This is a genomic window from Glutamicibacter sp., assembly GCF_050701915.1.
Taxonomy (GTDB): domain Bacteria; phylum Actinomycetota; class Actinomycetes; order Actinomycetales; family Micrococcaceae; genus Glutamicibacter.
In genome coordinates, this window is sequence record NZ_JBOGEG010000051.1 from 1 (window position 1) to 19971 (window position 19971).

Annotated in this window: 22 protein-coding genes; 8 read left to right on the forward strand and 14 right to left on the reverse strand. The window is 59.3% G+C overall.

All coding sequences use genetic code 11. The features are described from left to right. Positions 1 to 53 precede the first annotated feature (53 nt). The gene (locus ACRDT3_RS17985) at positions 54 to 1493 is read right to left on the reverse strand and encodes an amino acid permease (RefSeq protein WP_431494296.1); all 1440 of its coding nucleotides are present in this window, start codon (positions 1491 to 1493) and stop codon (positions 54 to 56) included. A gap of 185 nt (positions 1494 to 1678) precedes the next feature. Here ACRDT3_RS17985 and ACRDT3_RS17990 point away from each other — a divergent pair, with 185 nt between their 5' ends. From ACRDT3_RS17990 to ACRDT3_RS18000, 3 genes are all read left to right on the forward strand, one after another. Continuing rightward, positions 1679 to 2641, forward strand: coding sequence for a 1,4-dihydroxy-2-naphthoyl-CoA synthase (locus tag ACRDT3_RS17990; RefSeq protein WP_431494297.1), 963 nt, complete (start codon positions 1679 to 1681; stop codon positions 2639 to 2641). 27 nt (positions 2642 to 2668) lie between these two features. Beyond that, positions 2669 to 3796, forward strand: coding sequence for an AMP-binding protein (locus ACRDT3_RS17995; protein ID WP_431494298.1), 1128 nt, complete (start codon positions 2669 to 2671; stop codon positions 3794 to 3796). Between the two features lie 75 nt (positions 3797 to 3871). Next, positions 3872 to 4756 carry a 1,4-dihydroxy-2-naphthoate polyprenyltransferase gene (locus ACRDT3_RS18000; RefSeq protein WP_431494299.1) on the forward strand — a complete coding sequence of 295 codons (885 nt, stop codon included), beginning with the start codon at positions 3872 to 3874 and terminating at the stop codon, positions 4754 to 4756. 132 nt (positions 4757 to 4888) lie between these two features. Here the strand turns inward: ACRDT3_RS18000 and ACRDT3_RS18005 are convergent, their stop codons facing one another. Then, complete coding sequence (locus ACRDT3_RS18005) at positions 4889 to 5332, reverse strand: DUF4229 domain-containing protein (RefSeq protein WP_431494300.1); 444 nt, start codon at positions 5330 to 5332, stop codon at positions 4889 to 4891. On the opposite strand from ACRDT3_RS18005, the gene ACRDT3_RS18010 reads away from it, so the two are divergent. Continuing rightward, positions 5233 to 5676 (forward strand): PLD nuclease N-terminal domain-containing protein, encoded by a 444-nt coding sequence (locus tag ACRDT3_RS18010; RefSeq protein ID WP_431494301.1) that lies wholly within the window; start codon positions 5233 to 5235, stop codon positions 5674 to 5676. The genes ACRDT3_RS18005 and ACRDT3_RS18010 overlap by 100 nt on opposite strands. A gap of 268 nt (positions 5677 to 5944) precedes the next feature. On the opposite strand, the gene ccsB is transcribed toward ACRDT3_RS18010, so the two are convergent. Genes ccsB through ACRDT3_RS18035 form a run of 5 tightly spaced genes read right to left on the reverse strand, consistent with a single transcriptional unit; the run spans position 5945 to position 10686 of the window. Next, a complete protein-coding gene (gene ccsB, locus ACRDT3_RS18015; protein ID WP_431494302.1) occupies positions 5945 to 7009 on the reverse strand; it encodes a c-type cytochrome biogenesis protein CcsB in 1065 nt (354 codons plus the stop codon). Further along, the gene (resB, locus tag ACRDT3_RS18020; RefSeq protein WP_431494303.1) at positions 7002 to 8630 is read right to left on the reverse strand and encodes a cytochrome c biogenesis protein ResB; all 1629 of its coding nucleotides are present in this window, start codon (positions 8628 to 8630) and stop codon (positions 7002 to 7004) included. The genes ccsB and resB overlap by 8 nt, the downstream gene beginning before the upstream one ends. Continuing rightward, positions 8630 to 9385: a cytochrome c biogenesis CcdA family protein gene (locus ACRDT3_RS18025; protein ID WP_431494304.1), complete on the reverse strand. Its 756-nt coding sequence runs from the start codon at positions 9383 to 9385 to the stop codon at positions 8630 to 8632. Before ACRDT3_RS18025 ends, resB begins: the two co-directional genes overlap by 1 nt. An 8-nt stretch (positions 9386 to 9393) precedes the next feature. Next, complete coding sequence (locus ACRDT3_RS18030; protein ID WP_431494305.1) at positions 9394 to 10017, reverse strand: TlpA family protein disulfide reductase; 624 nt, start codon at positions 10015 to 10017, stop codon at positions 9394 to 9396. 6 nt (positions 10018 to 10023) lie between these two features. Further along, entirely contained in the window at positions 10024 to 10686 is a 663-nt protein-coding gene (locus ACRDT3_RS18035; protein WP_431494306.1) for a histidine phosphatase family protein, read from the reverse strand. Between the two features lie 174 nt (positions 10687 to 10860). Here ACRDT3_RS18035 and ACRDT3_RS18040 point away from each other — a divergent pair, with 174 nt between their 5' ends. After that, positions 10861 to 11637, forward strand: a complete 777-nt coding sequence (locus tag ACRDT3_RS18040; protein ID WP_431494307.1) for a hypothetical protein — start codon at positions 10861 to 10863, stop codon at positions 11635 to 11637. A 106-nt stretch (positions 11638 to 11743) separates the two neighbouring features. Here the strand turns inward: ACRDT3_RS18040 and ACRDT3_RS18045 are convergent, their stop codons facing one another. Both ACRDT3_RS18045 and ACRDT3_RS18050 read right to left on the reverse strand, forming a co-directional pair. Beyond that, on the reverse strand, positions 11744 to 12418 hold the full coding sequence (locus tag ACRDT3_RS18045; RefSeq protein ID WP_431494308.1) for a redox-sensing transcriptional repressor Rex: 675 nt from the start codon (positions 12416 to 12418) through the stop codon (positions 11744 to 11746). Positions 12419 to 12445: 27 nt separating this feature from the next. Further along, the gene (locus ACRDT3_RS18050; RefSeq protein ID WP_431494309.1) at positions 12446 to 12691 is read right to left on the reverse strand and encodes a glutaredoxin family protein; all 246 of its coding nucleotides are present in this window, start codon (positions 12689 to 12691) and stop codon (positions 12446 to 12448) included. Between the two features lie 62 nt (positions 12692 to 12753). Between ACRDT3_RS18050 and ACRDT3_RS18055 the strand changes: the two genes are divergently transcribed. Further along, a complete protein-coding gene (locus ACRDT3_RS18055) occupies positions 12754 to 13560 on the forward strand; it encodes an HAD family hydrolase (protein WP_431494310.1) in 807 nt (268 codons plus the stop codon). 102 nt (positions 13561 to 13662) lie between these two features. On the opposite strand, the gene ACRDT3_RS18060 is transcribed toward ACRDT3_RS18055, so the two are convergent. The 5 genes from ACRDT3_RS18060 to ACRDT3_RS18080 form a co-directional block, all read right to left on the reverse strand. After that, a complete protein-coding gene (locus tag ACRDT3_RS18060; protein ID WP_005504750.1) occupies positions 13663 to 13761 on the reverse strand; it encodes a 30S ribosomal protein bS22 in 99 nt (32 codons plus the stop codon). Positions 13762 to 13900: 139 nt separating this feature from the next. After that, positions 13901 to 14125: a helix-turn-helix domain-containing protein gene (locus ACRDT3_RS18065; protein ID WP_013349804.1), complete on the reverse strand. Its 225-nt coding sequence runs from the start codon at positions 14123 to 14125 to the stop codon at positions 13901 to 13903. A 256-nt stretch (positions 14126 to 14381) separates the two neighbouring features. Further along, positions 14382 to 15725: an NADP-specific glutamate dehydrogenase gene (gene gdhA / locus ACRDT3_RS18070; RefSeq protein WP_431494311.1), complete on the reverse strand. Its 1344-nt coding sequence runs from the start codon at positions 15723 to 15725 to the stop codon at positions 14382 to 14384. Between the two features lie 190 nt (positions 15726 to 15915). After that, the gene (locus ACRDT3_RS18075) at positions 15916 to 16359 is read right to left on the reverse strand and encodes an ArsR/SmtB family transcription factor (protein ID WP_431494312.1); all 444 of its coding nucleotides are present in this window, start codon (positions 16357 to 16359) and stop codon (positions 15916 to 15918) included. A gap of 95 nt (positions 16360 to 16454) precedes the next feature. Continuing rightward, positions 16455 to 17624 carry an acetoin utilization protein AcuC gene (locus ACRDT3_RS18080; protein WP_431494314.1) on the reverse strand — a complete coding sequence of 390 codons (1170 nt, stop codon included), beginning with the start codon at positions 17622 to 17624 and terminating at the stop codon, positions 16455 to 16457. 205 nt (positions 17625 to 17829) lie between these two features. Between ACRDT3_RS18080 and ACRDT3_RS18085 the strand changes: the two genes are divergently transcribed. Together ACRDT3_RS18085 and ACRDT3_RS18090 are read left to right on the forward strand one after the other, a co-directional pair. Next, entirely contained in the window at positions 17830 to 19263 is a 1434-nt protein-coding gene (locus tag ACRDT3_RS18085; RefSeq protein ID WP_431494313.1) for a TrkH family potassium uptake protein, read from the forward strand. Positions 19264 to 19288: 25 nt separating this feature from the next. Continuing rightward, positions 19289 to 19927 (forward strand): potassium channel family protein, encoded by a 639-nt coding sequence (locus ACRDT3_RS18090; RefSeq protein ID WP_105657082.1) that lies wholly within the window; start codon positions 19289 to 19291, stop codon positions 19925 to 19927. The last annotated feature ends 44 nt before the right edge of the window (positions 19928 to 19971 follow it).

The following is a 19971-nucleotide window of genomic DNA, read 5'->3' on the forward strand; positions in this document are numbered from 1 at the left end:
CATCTGCAGTGCAGATGCGGCCCCTTGGCTATTGGCGCCGAATCGTTGGCGGCTTAGAAATCGACGCTCGACTTGGCGTGCTTGCGAGCTAGATGCCAACCGCCGAACAGCAGCAATGCGAACAGCGGAATCGTGGCGATCGTGTACAGCCCCACCGTGAATACCTCGCCGTTTTCCCCGGTCAAGGTATCGAAAGAAATCAGGACGGTGATGACCAGCAAGGAAATCAAGCCGATCCAGCCGGTGATGGGTGATCCAGGCATGGGCAGCGAGGATACAGTGCCCTTTTTCTTGCGCAGCATGAGCTGGCATCCGAAAATCGAGGCCCAGGTGAACAGCACGCCGATGGATGCGGTGTTCAAGGCAAGGTCAAAGGCGAAGGAATCACCGAGCCAGATGTTCAGGATGACGCCGGCAAGATAGACCACGCCCACGGTGATAATGCCGGTTGACGGAACAAAGTGCTTGTTCATCTTCGAGAGCCACTGCGGGGCATGCCCGTTGCCGCTCATGGTGCGCAGGATGCGGCCGATGGAGTACAAGCCCGAGTTGCACGAGGACAGTGCCGCGGTAATCACCACCAGATTCATCGCGCTGCCAACCCAGCCCAGTCCCATCTTCTCGAAGACCGTGACAAACGGGCTGACCCCGGATTCGTATTCATTCCAGGGCAGCACCATGGCCAGCAGGGAGACGCTGCCCACGTAGAAGACCAGGATGCGAACGACCACGGCACGGATTGCCGAAGGAACTTCCTTTTCCGGGTTCTCCATCTCGCCGGCGGCAATGCCCACCAGTTCAATGGCGTTGTAGGCGAAGATCACCGAGTTCAGGACCAGGATGCTGACGAAGAAACCGCGAGGGAACATTCCGCCCTCGCCGTTCTCATCGCCGATAAAGAGGTTAGCCACCGATGCGGTGTGGTCTCCCACCTGGGCGTTGGTCACCACCAAGTAGGTACCCACGGCCAGGAACAGGACAATCGCGGTGACCTTGATGCAGGCGGCCCAGAATTCAAACTCTGCGAAGGCCTTGGCGCTGAAAAGGTTGATGGCCACCAGCAGCAACAGCGCGCAGAACGCGGAAACGGTGACCGGAACATTCGGGAAGAAATACTGGAAGTACAGGCCGATGGCGATCAGCTCGGCAATGCCGGTCATAATCCAATTCAGCACGTACATCCAGCCCGAGATGAAGGCGCCCTTGGGGCCGAAGAGCTCAGCCGCGTACGAGACAAAGGAACCGGAAGTCTGGCGGTACATGATCAGTTCGCCCAGTGCCCGCATCAGCAGGTACGCCAATGCGCCAGCCACCAGATAGGACAGCACCAGTGCCGGCCCGGTCGAGGCCAGCCGCCCGCCGGAGCCCATGAACAAGCCCACGCCGATGGCTCCGCCGATCGCGATCATCTGGACGTGGCGGCGGCTCAGGGATTTCTTGTAGCCCTCGGCGCTGATTTCCGGGGCTGCCGGGTGATGCTGACCAGATGGCATAGATGAACTCCTGACCTACGGACACGTTCAATGAATCCGTGCAAAAATCGTGAAATGAATCCGGTGATTCACTGGATGGTCCAAGGCATATTGGCGGGAAATCCGCGCACAACCGCGAGTCGGGCCGTGAAGAGTCTACTCCTTCTTTCTTAGAGTTCCTGACGAAACCGACTAGCATTCATAGGGTGAGTAGCCTGAATAATTCCGCATTGCCCGAGAAGGTCTCCGATGTCTTCGATCCAACGCGCTGGCGCGTGGTCGAGGGATTCGACTTCACCGACATCACCTACCATCGCCAGGTCCAGCGAGCCGCTGACGGAAGCATCGTGCGCGACCTTCCAACCGTGCGCATCGCTTTCGACCGCCCCGAGGTGCGCAACGCCTTCCGCCCGCACACCGTGGACGAGTTGTTCCGCGCCATGGATCATGCCCGGATGACCAGCGATGTAGCCACCGTGCTGCTGACCGGCAACGGCCCATCCGAAAAAGACGGCGGACACGCCTTCTGCTCCGGCGGCGACCAGCGCATCCGTGGCCGCGACGGCTACCGCTATGCCGAAGGCGAGACCCGCGAGTCCATCGACCCAGCGCGCGCCGGACGCCTGCATATCCTGGAAGTCCAGCGCCTGATGCGCACCATGCCGAAGGTTGTCGTCTGCGTCGTCAACGGCTGGGCTGCCGGTGGCGGCCATTCGCTGCATGTGGTCTCGGATCTGACCATCGCTTCGAAGCAGAACGGCAAGTTCAAGCAGACCGACGCTACCGTCGGTTCCTTCGATGCCGGCTACGGTTCGGCATTGCTCGCCCGCCAGGTCGGGCAGAAGGCCGCCCGCGAGATCTTCTTCCTTGCCCGCGAGTACTCGGCCGATGACATGGTCCGCATGGGCGCGGTCAACGAGTCGGTAGAGCACGAACGCCTCGAAGAGGTGGCCCTGGAGTACGCAGCCGATATTGCCCGCCAGTCCCCGCAGGCCATCCGCATGCTGAAGTTCGCTTTCAACCTGGCCGATGACGGCCTGGCCGGCCAGCAGGTCTTCGCTGGCGAGGCCACCCGCATGGCGTACATGACAGATGAGGCAGTAGAAGGACGCGACGCGTTCCTGGGCAAGCGTGACCCGGATTGGTCCAACTACCCTTACTACTTCTAATCTTCCGCGAAGGAACGAGGACCGGATATGGACGAACAACTCTCTGAACTGCTCGCTGCCTTGGCCAAGGCGGCCAATGACGAGGGCCCGGCCGTTGAGGTACTGCTTGATGAGGGCAGCCCCGGCGGCTGGCGCATCGAATACTTGGCGCCAGGGGACCTGCCAGGTTTCGAGCAGCCCATGGCAGTGGTGCGGACTTCCGGTTCCACCGGCCGGGCCAAGCGCACGGTGCTCAGCGTTTCGGCGTTGGCATCCAGTGCGCAGGCCACGGCCGAGTTCCTCGGCTTCGAAGGCCAGTGGCTGTTGGCCTTGCCGGTGCACTATGTGGCGGGACTGAGCGTGCTGACGCGTTCATTGTTCGCCGGCACCAAGCCCGTGGTGATGGACACCCAGGGCAGCTTCTCGGCCACCGCCTTCACCGAAGCCGCAAATCAAATGATCGAATCCCGCCGGATTACCTCGCTGGTCCCAACCCAGCTTGCCCGGCTGCTGGATAACCCCGCACCAGAAACCTTACAGGCGCTGAAGCGCTTTGACGCTATCCTCCTAGGCGGTGCACGAGCCAGCAGGGATCTGCTGGTCAGCGCCCGCCATCATGGGCTGAAGATTTTCCAGACCTATGGCTCTTCGGAAACCTCCGGCGGACTGGTCTACAACGGCACCGCACTGCCTGGGGTGCAGCTGGCAGCGCATGAGGGACGCATCTGGGTTTCCGGCCCCATGCTGGCCGACGGATACGCCAACTCCCCCGAGGCTTCGTCCGAGCACTTCATTGAACGCGATGGTGCACGCTGGTACGTCACCGATGATCTGGGCACCGTTGAAGGACAGCGCTTGAAGATCATCGGACGCGCCGATGATGTGATCAATACCGGAGGCATCAAGCTTTCGGCATCGAAGATTGAAGGTCTGCTGGAAGAATTCTTCGCGCAGGCAATCGTGGTCCCGGTGCCTGATCCGCAATGGGGCCAAAGCGTTGGCCTGGCCTATTCGGGTCCGACCAGTACAGCCGATGCCTTTGAAGCGGTGCGCCGGACCTTGGGCAAGGAAGCGGTGCCCAAGCACGTGCGCCACTACCCTCATGGCTTGCCGCAGCTGCCAAACGGCAAGTTCAATCGACAGCTGGTCATCGAAGAACTAGGCGTTCGCGACTAGTCTCGATTCGCCTTGCACGCCTAATCGCGGGAAACTAGAGGGTACGAGTTTTCGCTTGCCCTGAAAGGACAGAAAGTGGCCACACTTTCCCAGTGGGTTTCTGGAGCGCGTTTGCGCACCTTGCCTATCGTCATTGCCCCGGTTGTCATCGGTACCGCGGCCGCGCTCGGCGAAACTGGAGCCGTTCATTGGTTCCGTTTCGTCTTGGCTCTGCTGGTGGGCCTGCTGCTCCAGGTGGGAGTGAACTACTCCAACGATTACTCGGACGGCATCCGGGGCACCGATGACGAACGCGTCGGCCCCCTGCGCCTGACCGGTTCCAAGCTCACCGAGCCGAAGAACGTGCGCAATGCCGCTTTCGGCTGCTTCGGGTTAGCCGCCATCTTCGGCCTGGTCCTGGTCATCATTTCTTCTTCGTGGCCGTTGCTGCTGGTAGGCGTCGCCGCGATCTTCGCCGCATGGGGTTACACCGGCGGCAAGAATCCCTACGGCTATCGCGGCCTGGGCGATATTTACGTCTTCATCTTCTTCGGCTTGGTTGCCACCTTGGGTACCACCTTCACCCAGATCAACCAGCTGACCATGGCTTCGCTGTGGGGCGCTATCGGCACCGGATTGATTGGCTGCGCCCTGCTGATGGCCAATAATGTGCGAGACATCCCTACCGATAAAGAGGTGGGGAAGATTACCTTGGCGGTACGACTTGGCGAACACAATGCCCGCCTGAGCTATGTGCTGATGCTGGCGGTAGCCGTCCTGCTCCCGTTGCTGGCCACCAACGCCTTCCCGTGGATGTGGCTGATCCTGCTCACCTTCGTTCCTGCCGTGGCTCCTTCGATGCTGATGCTTCGCGAGCAGCAGCTGCCAAAACTGGTGCTGGTGCTCAAGCAAACCGGGATTGTGAATGTGGTGTACGCGGTGCTCTTCTCCTTGGCTATCGCCATCGAGGTTTTGGCCTAGGCACCAATGCGGCCTGCAAAACGAGATGGGCTGGCCGGATCATGTGATCCGGCCAGCCCATCTCGTTAATCGTCATGCCAGCCAGGGGTGGTAACTGGGCTATGCAGTTCGCGGTGAACCTGCGTGGGGAAATTATTGCGCGCCAGGCATCTGCTTGCGCTGGGATTCGTCGAATTCGTCCTCGACCGCTTCATCGGCTAGCTGCATCTTGGTCTTGTTTGCCGAGGTCTTGCTGAAGGCATTGCGGATATCTTCGTTCGCCTTTAGCCGAAGTTTATTGAAGAAAAGGTAGGCCACCGCAAAGGCCACGACCAGTCCGATAATTCCGGAAACGAAGATTGGCCACTTCATACCCAACCAGAGGCCCAGGAAAACGGCTAGGAATATGCCTAGACGGATAACGGTATATTTCACAAACTGCATAGTCTCAAGTCTACCGATGAACCTGTGAACAGGATTATCACTAGAATGGAAGCATGGTCCGCTTTTTAATTTTCGCCGCAGTGGTTTCGGTTGCTTTGACGATTTATACCCTGATCGAATGCGCTCGTGCAGAACGCCGCAGCATTCGTTCATTGCCTAAGCCTGCGTGGTATGCGGTCATCATCCTTCTTCCGCTAATCGGAGCCGGTTTGTGGTTCCTCTTGGGTCGCCCTGTTGCGTCAACTGGGGGCCCGGAGCAGAAGTCCATGGCCCCGGACGACGATGAGGATTTCCTGCGCCAGCTGGAGGTCTGGCGCCGCCAGCAGCAACGGGAAGCCGACTTGAAGGCGCGTGAGCAAGACCTCACGAAACGCGAAGAGGCGCAGAAGGACGATGGCAAGAAACCAGCCAAGCCTGAGGCCAAGGAGCCGAAGCCAGGTGCGGAGCACAAGAACAAGCCAGAAGGCACCGACAACTCTTCGTCTGAAACCGAATAGCCGCCTAGCTCTGCCGGGATCCCCGGCAACCAGCCCAGCACGCCTTGCCGGCGCCGCTGGGCTTTCTCATGCCCCATAGAGGGCTTCGGGCATACTTGCAGGCACTAAGATGCCCAGGGCTTCCTCTCCGGGCGCTGGAAGGACGGCATGGGCCAGGAGCCGGTCATGGCCCTGCGCCCGTGTGCCAGGTCCTGCAATGCACGCTTAAACAACTGCGAGCGGCTTCCCCGTTAAAGGGGAACCGCTCGCAGTGCTGAAGTTCCAGGAACTAGACTCCGGCGTAGGAGTGCAGTCCGTCGAAGAAGATATTCACGATGGTGAAGTTGAAGACCACGCACAGGAAGCCGATGATCGACAACCAGGCGGAGCGTGGGCCGGTCCAGCCACCGGTGGCACGGGCGTGCAGGTAGCCTGCGTAGACAACCCAGATCACGAAGGACCAAACTTCCTTTGGATCCCAGCCCCAGTAGCGGCTCCAAGCAGCCTCAGCCCAGATCGCACCAGCGATTACTGTGAAGGTCCACATCACGAAGCCGATGGTGTTGATGCGGTAGGCGAAGTTCTCCAATGCGCCAGCACCTGGCACTACACGCATGAAGGGCAGCTTGTCGTCCTGGCCAGCGGCCAGCCGGTTCATGCGAGCATGCTGGACCAGCTGCAGCACATTCATGGCGAAGCTGATGGCAAACAGTGCGGATGCCAGTACGGCGATGGATACGTGAATGACAATCCATGGCGACTGCAGGGCAGGAACGAGGTGGCCAACCGGTGTCGGGAAGCCGATGGTGGCACCGCACAGCATCAAGGTGACCAGGCCGGAGATGAAGGATCCCATGAAGCGCAGATCCTTGAAGATCAGCACCAGCAGGAAGACCAGAGCCACCAGGAATGCACCGGTGGACAGGAACTCGTACATGTTGCCCCAGGGCACGCGGTGTGCGGCCATCGCACGGGAAACCACTGCACCGCCGTGCAGGGCAGCGGCCAGCCACATCAGCACCACGGCAATGCGAGCCATGGGGCGCTTGGCCGACAACTGCGTGTACTCCATCTTGTCGGTCACGATATGCTCGCCGACGTTGTCGGCACGCGCAGCGGCGCCCCGGCGCGAACGGGCCTTGGTGCCCACGGCGCCGCCGGCGCTAACCAGCAGTTCCTCATCGCGCTTGAGCGCTTGGGAATCCATCTCGCTGATGGACTTGTTGGTTTTGGCCAGGTCCAAGGCGAAAATGATGAAAACTACTCCGTAGACCATGGCGGCCAGCAGCATGAACAACTGGCTGTATTCACCCAGCGTTTCATTGATTGGCGCTAATGCCCCGGCGTTATCCATTTACTGCTCCTTGGTTCTGCTCCTGGCTTGCCAATGGCCAAGCCTTGTCAAAGATCTTTTGTAGTTCTGCAGCTTCGCGTTCCAGACGCGGATCCTCGCCACGTGCCAGCAGTGCGTATTCGATACTACGCTTGCCGTTTTCTTGTTTCAGCTTCACCCAGACGCGGCGACGCGGGGTGAACAGCGAGACCGCAAGGCCAAGCAGCGCCAGACCTGAGAAAATGCCGATTGGCAGCTTGCCCGGGTCATGATTTATGTCCAGTGCGACATAGCGCTTGAGGTCGTCAAAGGTGATCGAGCCCTTGCCGTCGGGCAGCTCGTAGGTCTGCCCTGCTTCGAGGATGATGCCACCGGCATCCAAATCACGGCTGTTCAGCTGTTCCATCTTGTCCGTGTCCAGCACGAACACGTTTTGCGGATTGCCGTCGTCAAGGCCGAGATCCCCGAAGTACGAATTCAGGTGAAGCTGCGGGTTGATGGCGTTGGGGTCACCCGAGATGCCGAAGCCGTTCTCATCCACCAGTGCGGTTGGCAGCAAGAAGCCCTGGAAGCCCAGCTGCGATGGCTCGGCGTCCGGCACCTTCAGCACGAACATCGAGGTGTAGACCGAATCCTGCGGGATGGAAACCGCTGGACCGGAATACGAGATATTGCCGTTGCCATCCTTGACGGTGATCACCGGGGCGTAGCCGTTGCCCACCAGGTACACGTCACCGCCGCTGATCCGCAGCGGATGGTTGACCTTCAGCTCCTGCTTCACTGGGTCGGCGTCGGCCGATTCGCGTACCTGGACGTGGGCGGTGAAGTCCAGCGGCTGTCCGAAATGCGATTCGGATTCGCGGTCGAAGATGATGTCGAATTTGTCCAGCGTCACAGCAAAGGGCGGCAAATGGTCGGCGTTGAAGCCGGTGCCAGGGGTGAAGGAGTCGTAGGCTACCAACGAATTCACGAAGGTCTCCCCCTCGACGACCACGCGCTGACCGGTGTATCCGAGGGCGCCGCCGATTGCCGCCGAAGCCAGTACGCCCATCAGCGAGATGTGGAAGAGCAGGTTGCCGATTTCGCGGGTGTACCCGCGCTCTGCGGCAACCGAGGCTCCGGTGGCATCTTCGCGGCGCTCGACGCGGTAGCCGCGCTTCTTCAGGATCTTGAACGAATCCTCGATGACTTGCTGGTCATCCGGCGTGTCCGTCTCGCCTTCTAGAATTTCATGCGAGCTGTACTGGGGCAGGCGTTCGAGTCGCGCTGGGGTCCGCGGCGGCGGGGTGCGCAAGGCTTTGGCATGCTTCTTCACACGCGGGACGATGCAGCCAATCAGCGAGACGAACAGCAAGATGTAGATCGCGGAGAACCACACCGATGAATACACTTCGAACATCTGGAAGCGATCCAGCCATGGCCCAGCGGTGGTGTGCTGTTCCAGGTACTGGGCTACAGATTCGGGGTTGGCGTCGCGCTGCGGGAAGATCGAACCCGGTACCGCAGCGACGGCGAGCAGCAACAGCAAGAACAAGGCTGTTGGCATCGATGTCAGCTGGGTCCAGATCCAACGCATGGAGCCCACGAATCCCAAGGCAGGCGCGTCGCCGGTGCCCTTGGAATTCCGTTGTTGTTTCGCCATTAAATTGGCAACCTCACTTCATTGGCAAACCAGTTTTGCAGTTCTGCTACCCATGTTCCCCAGAGGCCGGTGACCATAACCAGTCCCAGGGCAATGAGTAGTCCCCCGCCCAAACGCATGATGAAAACTTGGTGCTTGCGGAAGAACGCCAGCGCCTGCATGCCGCGCTGCAGCCCCATTGCAATCAGGATGAAGGGCAAACCCAATCCGAGGCAATAGAACACGGTCAGCAGGGTTCCGCGTCCTACGTTCGCGTCCACACCGGTGGACATGATCAGTACCGCACTCAAGGTGGGGCCGATGCACGGTGCCCACCCCAGGCCGAAGGTCAGTCCCAGAACCGGGGCACCCCACAGGCCTGCAGGCGGTTTCCTATGGATCTTGCGGTCACGCTGCATCCAGGAGAAGCCGCCCATGAACACGATGCCCATGAAGACCACGACCAGGCCCAGCGCCTGGGTGACCCAGGAACCGTTGAATTTCAGCCACGCGGAGGCCTGGCTGAAAAGCACGCCCGCTGCGATAAAGACCACGGAGAATCCCAGGACAAAGAGCAGTACGCCGGAGACCACACGGCCGCGTCGGTGCTCCTTCAAATCCGCACCAGTCAACCCGGTGACGTAACCGAGATAGCCCGGCACCAGCGGAAGGACGCAGGGCGAAAGGAAGGAGACCAATCCGGCCAGCAGTGCCACTGGGGCAGCCAGCAGCAACGACCCGTCCAGGACGATGTCGGCAAAGGGATTAGAGGTCACTGATCAGCTCACAACTCTTCGGTCAAAGCGGAGTTGATCAATGACTTGAGGGTGCCAGGCTCTACCGCACCGATCACGCGGGCACGGACACGGCCCTTGCGGTCCAGCACCAAGGTGGATGGAACGGCTTGCAGCGGGACGTACTTGGTCATCGCCAGCTGGATGTCCCCGGCGGTGTCCTGCACCGACTCGTAGGGAATATCGAAAGTGCGTTCAAAGGCCTTCGCGGCTTCGGATTCATCGCGTACGTTGACGCCGATGAATTCGACCTTCTCGCCAAAGCCTTCAGCGATTTCCTTCAGATCCGGTGCCTCGATCCGGCACGGCGCGCAGGCGGCATACCAGAAGTTCATGACTACCGGCTTGCCCTGCCACTGCGTGAAGTCGATATCGGTGCCATGGTAGGTAGTGGCCTTGATGGCAACCGGTTCGCTGCGCTTGGAAACTTCGTACTCTTCCACTGCGCCGTCGCCAGCGATGTAGTTTTTGCCGTCGCCGCTGTTTGCTTGCGCGGTCAGCGCATCTTCCTTGCCGCTGCAGGCAGCCAAAGGCACCACGGCGGCGGCAACCATGAGCGAACGCAACATGGTGCGGCGGCTCAATTGGCGAGGATTAGGCACAGGATCTGTCATTTTGCTTTAGGCTCCAGGGATATTCGCCGCGCCGGCAAGCAGCTCGGGGCACGGTTCGGTGTAACGCACGGAGACCAATTCGTCTCCCTCAAAATCAAAGCTGGTGATGGAAGCCAGGGTGCATTCGCGCTGGCGCGGATCGTGCCACAGCGGCCTCTTCTCCGCGGCGCGGCGCGTAACCCAGATCGGCAGCTGGTGGCTGACGATTATGACTTCCGATCCTTCGCCGTGCTCGGCGAGGGCGGCCTTGCGGTGCTCATCCATGGCCAGGCGCATGCGAGCTACCTGCTCAGCATACGGTTCGCCCCATGACGGCTTCAGCGGGTTGACCAGAAGCGGCCAGTACTTCGGCTGACGCAGGTGTTCGGCGACCTTGGACAGGCCCTCAAGCTTGTTGCCGGCTTCGATAACCCGCTCATCGGTGTGGACCTGCAGGTCCAGAGCCTTGGAGGTCGGTGCAGCAGTCTGCTGGGCGCGCAAGAGCGGTGAGGCTACCAGGCGGACCACGTTGCCGCCTTCTGCCTGGCGCTTGGCAAAATATTCTCCTGCCCCATCGGCCATCTGGAATCCGAGTTCCGAGAGCCCGAAGCCGGGGATCCGGCCGTAGAGCATACGGTCAGGGTTGAAAACTTCCCCATGGCGCAACAAATGGACGGTCGATAAAGGCATGCTTCCAGTGTCTCAAATATTCGGTGCAAATTAGCCATATTGTGGCCACCGTCAACTATTCACAGGACACGCATTGGAATCCCATATGGAAAAACCATCCTTTCGGAGGGGTTGCTCACAAACGACTGCCACTACGCTTAGTCAATAAGATAGTTCGACCCAGAAGGACGCATCATGAGCGACAACGATCCTAACCAGCCGGGCCAGCCCTACAACCCCAACTCTTCGGGCCAGGGTCCATCGCAGAACCCCTACGGCGAAAACCCCTACGGCCAGCAGCCTTCGCCATACGGGCAGAACCCGTACGGCCAGAATCCAAATCCTTACGGGCAGCCGCAGGCTCCGGGCTACGACCAGTATGCCCAGCAGGGCGGTTACGCCGGAGTGCAGCCACCGGCCGAGCGGCCGCGGACCTTGGCTATCGCCTTTGGGCTGATCATGCTGGCAGGCATTTTCAGTGCCCTCGCCAGCTGGCTGATGACCAATTCCAACATGATGGCCAACATGATTGGCCAGCAGTGGTCGCTGGTTCAAGAAGAGTTCCAGAACCAGATGCAGAGCAGCCCCGGAATGGAGCAGGATCCACTGGTTGAACAGATGATGGCAAGCCCTGAGGCCTTCATGGCCCAGGTCAATTCCATGATGTCGACCTTCGTGATTGTCACCATGATCATCACCTTGGCCCTGTACTTCCTGGTGGGCTTCTTCGTTGGCCGCGGCGTGGGTGCCATGCGCATTATCGCCACGATCCTCGGTGCGCTTTCGCTGCTGAACCTGGTGACTATCGTTCCAATGATCAGCATGTTCGCTGACACTCAAGCCGGAATTATCAACGCGGTCTACGTTGCGGGCATCTTGCTGGGCATCGCCGGTGTGGTCTTCGCCTGGTTGCGCCCTTCCTCGCAATACATTGCGCAGCGCCGTCAGGCCCGCCTGGCCGGCTTCCGCTAAACGCGTGGCCGAGTCTCTTCACGAGGCTCGGCGAGAACAGTAAAGGCGTAGCCGCTTCACCCAACCAAGGGATGACGCGGCTACGCCTTTTGTCGTTTGCTTGGCTTCAGCCTTGGACGGCGAGGTAAGCCAGGATCTGCAATTCAGTGGAAAGATCAACGCGACGCAGGTTCATTCCCGCTGGTACGCGAAGCGGCATCGGTGCGAACGAGAGCACCGAGCGGACCGAAAGCTCGGCTAGTTCGTAGACCAGGTCCTGCGCGGCATCGCCAGGGATTGCCAGAACGGCAATGTTGATTTCTTCGCGTTCGACAACTGTGGCCAGATCCGCAATCGCTTCCACGTGCAGCTCGCCGACTGCGCTGCCGACCAGTGCGGGGTCGATATCCAGGATCGCCTTGACGTTGAAACCACGAGTCCTGAAACCTGCATAGCCGCTGAGCGCACGACCGAGGTTACCGGCACCGAGGATGGCCACACGCCAGTCCTGGTTCAGGCCGAGGGTGCGGCTGATATGTTCTGCCAGTTCGCGGACCACATAGCCCACACCGCGGGTTCCGTATGAACCCAACCATGAAAGGTCTTTGCGCAGGATGGAGGGGTTCACACCGGCTTCCTTGGCCAGCACGCCGGAACTGGTGCGTTCCAGGCCTTGGGCTTCGAGGGCGTTCAGCGCGCGCAGGTATTGGGTCAGTCGAGCCAGCGTGGCCTCAGGCAAGACCCGGGCTTCAAGCTCTGACATCTTCGTTCTCCCGCACTTTTCGGTGCTCTTCAAGAGCACAACGCATATTCATGAATTCGGCAGCGGCTAACTGCTCAGTAGTCGTTCTAGACGCTGTGCGTCGATGTGCCAGAAGTCGCGGACTTCTCCGTTGATGAGCAGGACCGGCACTTCTTCATGGTGCTTGGCCAGCAATTCAGGATGCTGGTCAATATCGAGTTCGGAAAATTCCATATTCAGCCGGCCAGTCACCTCGGCCACGGTTGCGCGTGCGGCCTGGCACAGGTGGCAGCCTTCTCGAACCAATAGCTGGATCTGATGCAAAGTACTCACCTGCCTATAATCTCACGAGCCGTAACCACGCTTAAACTTGGCGATGAAATAAACTGGATCAAATGTCTTCCATCGATCCACACCCCAGCCCGAATTCCGCCCTAGCTCCGGAAACGGTTGCCGCTTTCTTCGATGTCGATAACACCCTTGTGCGCGGTGCATCGCTGTATCTGCTGGCTCGCAAGCTGCATGAGCGCCGTTTCTTCCAATTCCGTGAAATCCTCTGGTTCGCACTCAAGCAGCTGCGCTTTGCCGCGCGCGGTGAACACCTCGGCGACATTCACCAGATTCGCGACCGTGCGTTGATGATGGTCCGCGGGATTCCGGTGTCCGAGATTGAGAAGATCGGCAACGAGATCTATGACGAATACATCGAACCAAAGCTTTGGGCCGGTACGGTAGCAATTGCTCGCCAGCATCGGACGGTGGGGCGCGAAGTCTGGCTGGTCACGGCCACTCCCCTGGAAGTGGCGAATGTCATCTCAGAACGTCTCGAACTTACCGGCGCATTGGGCACCGTAGTGGCCAGCGAAGACGGTTTTTACACCGGGGCGCTGGCCAGCCCGATCCTGCACGCTGCGGAGAAGGCGCAGGCGGTGCGCACCCTGGCGAAGGCTCGTGGGATCGCGCTGTCGAAATCCTGGGCGTACTCGGATTCCTACAATGATGTTCCCTTGCTTGAAGCTGTGGGCCATCCTGTGTGCATCAACCCCGATGCCCGGCTCCGCGCCTATGCCAAGCGCCGCGGTTGGCAGGTCTATGACTTCCGCACCGGACAGCGAGCGGCCAAACTGGGCCTGAAGACCGCTGGAGTGCTTGGAGCGCTCTGGGCGGCTCGACGGTCCATTCTGCGCCGTTCCGGCTCTTAGGCGGGCACTGGGCGGCTTTGGATAAAGCAATCGCCACCGTTCAGCAGTTTCACTGTGAAGCGGTGGCGATGATTGCCAAGCGGCAAATGCTCAGAAGTAGATTTACTTCTTATTACGACGCTGGTGGCGGGTCTTACGAAGCAATTTGCGGTGCTTCTTCTTCGACATACGCTTGCGGCGCTTCTTGATAACAGAGCCCATAGTGGTTCCTCACAAACTAAATAAATGCGTCAACCCCAAACGCCTGCTTGCGCGCGAGCGCAAGGACAAGGTTGACCGGACGTTAAACGTTCCTTAACAGATTACCCGCTTTTCGGTCATGCTCTGACCATCGCGCGGACTATCGGCCGTAGGAACCGGTACCGTGCTGCGGATCAATGGCCGCGGCATTCAGATAAGATTCCACGGCGTTTTCCGGAACGCGATAGGAGCGACCGAACTGAACAGCAGGCAGATCACCGGCGTGGATCAGCCGATAAACGGTCATTTTGGAAACGCGCATCATGTCGGCCACTTCGGCCACAGTCATGAAGCGGGCTCCGGCAAAATTCTGTTTATCCGTCATACGGGATATTCTCCTGACGCTGATCTCTAATTCGTCGCGTTAATTTAGCGAAGATGAACTTACACGACTTTGGATCAACATCGGCGGTTCAGGTTCACGTTCGCTTTGTACTAGTCTAATCGCACTTTTGTAACTTTTGCATCACGAAACACACCGGTGTCCATCTGAATCACATTTTTTGATGCCTGAACGAGACAATCCGTGTGATTTCACTGGGTCCCCAGGGAAATCACACGGATTGCAACAATCTAAATTATTAGATGACGCCCTGTGCGAGCATTGCGTCAGCCACCTTCACGAAGCCTGCGATGTTGGCGCCAGCGACGTAGTTGCCTGGCATTCCGTACTCGTCTGCAGTGGTAGCACAGCTGGCGTGAATGCCGACCATGATCTCGGTCAGGCGACGTTCGGTGTGCTCGAAGCTCCAGGCATCGCGGCTAGCGTTCTGCTGCATCTCCAGAGCCGAGGTAGCAACACCACCAGCGTTGGCAGCCTTGCCCGGGCCAAAGAGCACGCCAGCGTCCTGGAAGATCGAGGTCGCTTCAGCGGTAGTAGGCATGTTGGCGCCTTCGGCTACGGCGATGGTGCCAGCTGCAACCATCTTCTTTGCAGCCTCAGCACCCAATTCGTTCTGGGTTGCGCAAGGCAGCGCCACGGTACCTGCAACATCCCAGACGCTGCCGCCTGCAACGTACTTGGCCTTCTTGCTGCCACGGCGCTCGGCATACTCGGAGATGCGACCGCGCTCAACTTCCTTGATCTGACGCAGCAGATCCAGGTCGATGCCGCCCTCGTCAACGATGAAGCCAGCCGAGTCGGAAGCCGTAACGACCTTCGCTCCCAGTGCCTGCGCCTTCTCGATGGCGTGGATAGCCACGTTGCCCGAACCGGAAACGACCACGCGCTGGCCATCGAAGGTCTGGCCGCGGGTCTTGAGCATTTCTTCGGTGAAGATCACTGCACCGTAGCCGGTGGCTTCCGGGCGAACCAGGGAACCGCCCCAGCTCAAGCCCTTGCCGGTCAGCACGCCGGACTCGTAGCGGTTGGTGATGCGCTTGTACTGGCCGAAGAGGTAACCGATTTCGCGGCCGCCCACGCCGATATCGCCGGCTGGCACGTCGGTGTATTCGCCAATGTGTCGGTAGAGCTCAGTCATGAAGGACTGGCAGAAGCGCATTACTTCGCCATCGGACTTGCCGCGTGGGTCGAAGTCCGAGCCGCCCTTGCCGCCGCCAATAGGCATGCCGGTCAGGGAGTTCTTGAAGATCTGTTCGAAGCCCAGGAACTTGACGATGCCAAGGTAAACCGATGGGTGGAAACGCAGACCGCCCTTATATGGGCCCAGGGCCGAGTTGAATTCAACGCGGAAGCCACGGTTGATCTGCACGCGGCCTTCGTCGTCAACCCATGGCACGCGGAAGATGATCTGGCGTTCAGGTTCGCACAAACGCTGCAGGATTGCGGCTTCAGCGTATTCAGGATGCTTGACCGATACAGCTTCAAGGCTATCGAATACTTCCGTGACGGCCTGGTGGAATTCTGCTTCGCCGGGATTGCGGCGGAAGACTTCGTCGCGAATCGTCGCTAAGTGCTTATCCAAGTTTTTCTCCTCATCACTTGGGGCAGGCACAGGCGCACAAGGGGCCTCATTGCCGGCGTCACTGCCCCGCACACGAGAATGCCATGCTGGGCATTCTGAACAAAATTTTCATGTTATAAAACAGGATTGCGCGCGTAACTTAAAAGATTGACCATATTGCACGGTCGCAGCGTCGAAGACTGGACAACAGTTAGCGGCGACGCCCGAACCGTGGAAGTTTTTCGAAAAATTCTTGCGCACGTCCAGTTACTTGTTCCAGACCTTGGCCCACGCGGCGGCCGATCTGCTGAGCCGTTGGATTCGACACCGTCGCCAGCTGCCCCTCGGCTTCGGATTCCGTCGTTGCCAGCTCCTGGCCCGCCGGTTGGGCAGGCACCAAATCTGCGCACCAATGCACGAGGTCTTCCAGCGCTGAGGTATCAATGCTGTAGATGCGCCGCTGCCCGGCAGCAGCCATGCTCACGAGCTCAGCTTCGCGCAATACCTTCAGGTGCTTGGAAACGGTCGGCTGCGAGATCTCCAGTTCAGTGACCAGGGTGCCCACGGCTTTCGGCTCGTTCTTGAGCGCTTCTATAATCTTTCGTCGGGTTGGTTCAGCCAACGCCGAAAATACTTCATCAATTGCCACACACATAACCCTAACGGCATATGAACGAATGGCAATCGATTCCCATGCCGAATAAGCCGTGAAGTCGCGTTGCTGCGCCCGATGGTCGCAGAAACGCGACTCTAGTCAAACCAGGGATCAAGACCAAAAAGCGGGAAAATTTCCTTGCGTGTAGCAATTATGGTTCGGTCCACCGGATCGGCCGGATCATAGCCAACTTCCCAGTTGCGCCACCACAGCTGGGCATCATCACCCATGAGGTAAGGCATGGCCCGACCGTACCTTTCCAGTACATAGCGGCGGAAGGTTTCTGGGACATAGGTACGCAACGGCACCGGCTTGCCGGCAACAATCGCCGTCAGGTGGGTCCAGGTACGCGGCACGACGGCGGTGACGTTGTATCCCCCGCCTCCGGTAGCCAGCCACCGGCCCTCGCACAGCTCATCTGCCAATTGGGAAATATCCATGGCCGCTTGGCGTTGCGCGTCAACCGACAGCTTCAAGTTGGTCATGTCGTCATCACGGTGCGCATCACAACCGTGCTGGGAGACGATGATCTCCGGTTTGAAGGCGCGCACCAGCTGCGGAACGACCGCATGGAAGGCACGCATCCACCCTGAGTCCCCGGTCATTGCCGGCAAGGCAACATTTACTGCGCTGCCTTCGGCGTTCTTGCCACCAATTTCATTGGCGAATCCCGTGCCGGGGAACAGCGACAGTCCTGATTCATGGATGGAAATAGTCAGCACACGTTCGTCATCCCAGAAGATCGACTCGGTGCCATCCCCATGATGCGCGTCCACATCGATGTAGACCACACGATTGGCGCCCTGTTCCAGCATGCGATGGATCGCAGCAGCAGCGTCATTATAGATACAGAAACCGCTGGCCTTGCTCTTCGCGGCGTGGTGCATGCCACCGGCGAAGTTCACCGCACGGACCGCATCTTGATCCATGATGGCTTGGGCCGCCATCACCGAACCGCCAACAATGCGTCCGGCCGCTTCATGCATCCCGGCGAATACGGGGTCGTCTTCAGTACCCAAGCCGAATTCTTCGGCAACCAGAGTTGGGTCTTGGCTGACCCTCCGCACCTGATCGATGTAGTTTTGCTCATGGACCGTGCCGATAACCGCATCATCGGCAACATCCGGAGCCTGGATCGTGACGTTCTGCGCACCGAAAACATCCAGCTCGTCGCTGAGCCGATAAGTCAGCTCGAGCCGCGAGGGGTGCATCGGATGCCAGTCGCTGAATTTGTACTTCAGATATTGTTCATCCCACATCACCATGGTGGGCCGTGGGGCATGCTGCGGATCTAACACGATTTCAGGCTACCCGATAGTGATCCAACTCATGAATTTATGGCAGATTGCGCGGCTTGTCGGGTCTTTGTGCGGGCAACGCAAGCGTTTAGCGGTGGAACCGCGTAAATTACTAGGAGGACTTCAATTCCGCATGGCAAAGAACTGTTCCCAAGGAAACGGCGAGTAATACATGAGCACAGCCAGTGCATCGGGCCCAAGCGCCCGGGCAGCTGAAATGCGTGAACAGCGACGCAAAAAATGGCTGGCGGTACGCATAGCAGTTGCCGATTTCACCGTGCGCTCGCCCGCGCGCTTGACTCTTGGCGCCTTCTTATTGGCAATCACGTTGTTCACCTCCCTGCTCGCGGCCCCGTTTTCTTCGGCCACCGGTGAAGCCACGGCGCTGCATGACGCATTATTCACCGCAGTGTCGGCAGTTTGCGTTACCGGCCTAACAACCGTCTCCACCGCTGTGCATTGGTCCTTTGCCGGCCAGCTGATCATGCTGGTCGCGACATTCATGGGCGGCCTGGGCATTTTGACCCTGGCCTCAATTATGTCCCTGGCGGTATCGCGCAAGCTGGGTGTGCGCGCCAAGCTGATGGCCCAGAACTCGATGAACAGTTCTGGAGCCTCAGCGCTGGGTGAAGTCAGTTCACTGCTGCGCATCGTGATCCTCACGGCGGTCAGCCTGCAGGCGGTTATCGCGCTCTTTTTGATCCCGCGCTTCTACGTTTTGGGTGAAAGCGTCCTGTCCTCCATCTGGCATGGAATCTTCTATGCAGTGTCGGGTTTCAACAACGCTGGATTCACCCCGCACTCCGACGGATTGGTTCCCTACGAAACCGACCTGTGGATCTTGGGCCCATTGATGGCGGGCGTATTCACCGGTTCCTTGGGTTTCCCGGTGATCATGGTGTTGCTGGCGCACAAGTTCAACATGAAGAAGTGGAACCTGCACACCAAGCTGACCATGCTCACCACCACGATCCTGCTCTTTGCCGGATCCTTCCTGTGGCTGGTCTTCGAATGGGCCAACCCCAAAACCATCGGCGGCTTATCCATCAGCGAAAAGCTCATTCATGGACTCTTCGCCTCCACCATGACACGTTCTGGCGGCTTCAATCTGGTGGACCAGAACGACATCCACCAAGTGACCATCTTGTTGACCGACGCATTGATGTTTGCCGGTGGCGGTTCAGCTTCCACCGCAGGCGGCATCAAGGTCACCACCATTGCCGTGATGTTCTTGGCGATTTTGGCCGAGGTCCGTGGCGATACGGACGCGAAGGCCTTTGGCCGGCAGATTCCGCAGGGCACCATGCGCGTGGCCATCTCCGTGGTCGCCATGGGCGCTTCGCTGGTAATGGTCGCTACCGGGGCGCTGGTGACAATCGACGAATCGGTGGGCTTCTCGCGAGCCCTGTTCGAGTCGATCTCGGCCTTTGCTACCGTGGGGCTGAGCAGTGGGGTTTCGCAAGAAGTGCCGCCAGCCGGCAAGTATGTGCTCAGCGCATTGATGTTTGCCGGACGCATCGGCAGTATTACGCTCGCCAGCGCGTTGACCATGCGCCACCGCAATACGCTGTTCAGACTCCCAGAAGAAAGGCCGCTCATTGGCTGACAAGAACATAGAACACAATGCCCCGGTGCTGGTTATCGGCTTGGGCCGCTTCGGTGCATCTGTCGCTGAGACGCTGGTCAAGCAGGGACGCGAGGTGCTGGCCATCGAGCGCAGCCCGGAACTCGTTCAGCAGTGGGCCAGCACCCTGACCCACGTGGTCGCGGCCGACGCGACCAATATTGATGCACTGCGCCAGCTCGGCGCCCAGGAATTCTCCTCTGCCGTCGTGGGTGTGGGTACCTCCATCGAATCCTCCGTGCTGATCACCGTGAACCTGGTGGATCTGGGCATCGAGCACCTGTGGGTCAAGGCCATTACGCCCTCCCATGGCAAGATTCTTACTCGCATCGGTGCTAACCACGTCATCTACCCAGAAGCCGATGCCGGGGTGCGTGCCGCGCACCTGGTCGGCGGTCGCATGCTCGATTTCATCGAATTCGATGACGGCTTCGCGATCGTGAAGATGTACCCGCCCAAGGAAACCCAGGGCTTCACCCTGGCCCAATCCCAAGTCCGTTCCAAGTACGGGGTGACCATCGTAGGCGTGAAGTCCCCGGGCGAGGATTTCACCTACGCGATGCCCGATACCATGGTCACGCGCCGAGATGTCCTGATCGTCTCGGGGCACGTCGACCTGCTCGAGCGCTTCGCAGCACGCCCGTAGGATCCAAGGATTCGTAATACGGCGGTGGCCGGCAACCAATAGGT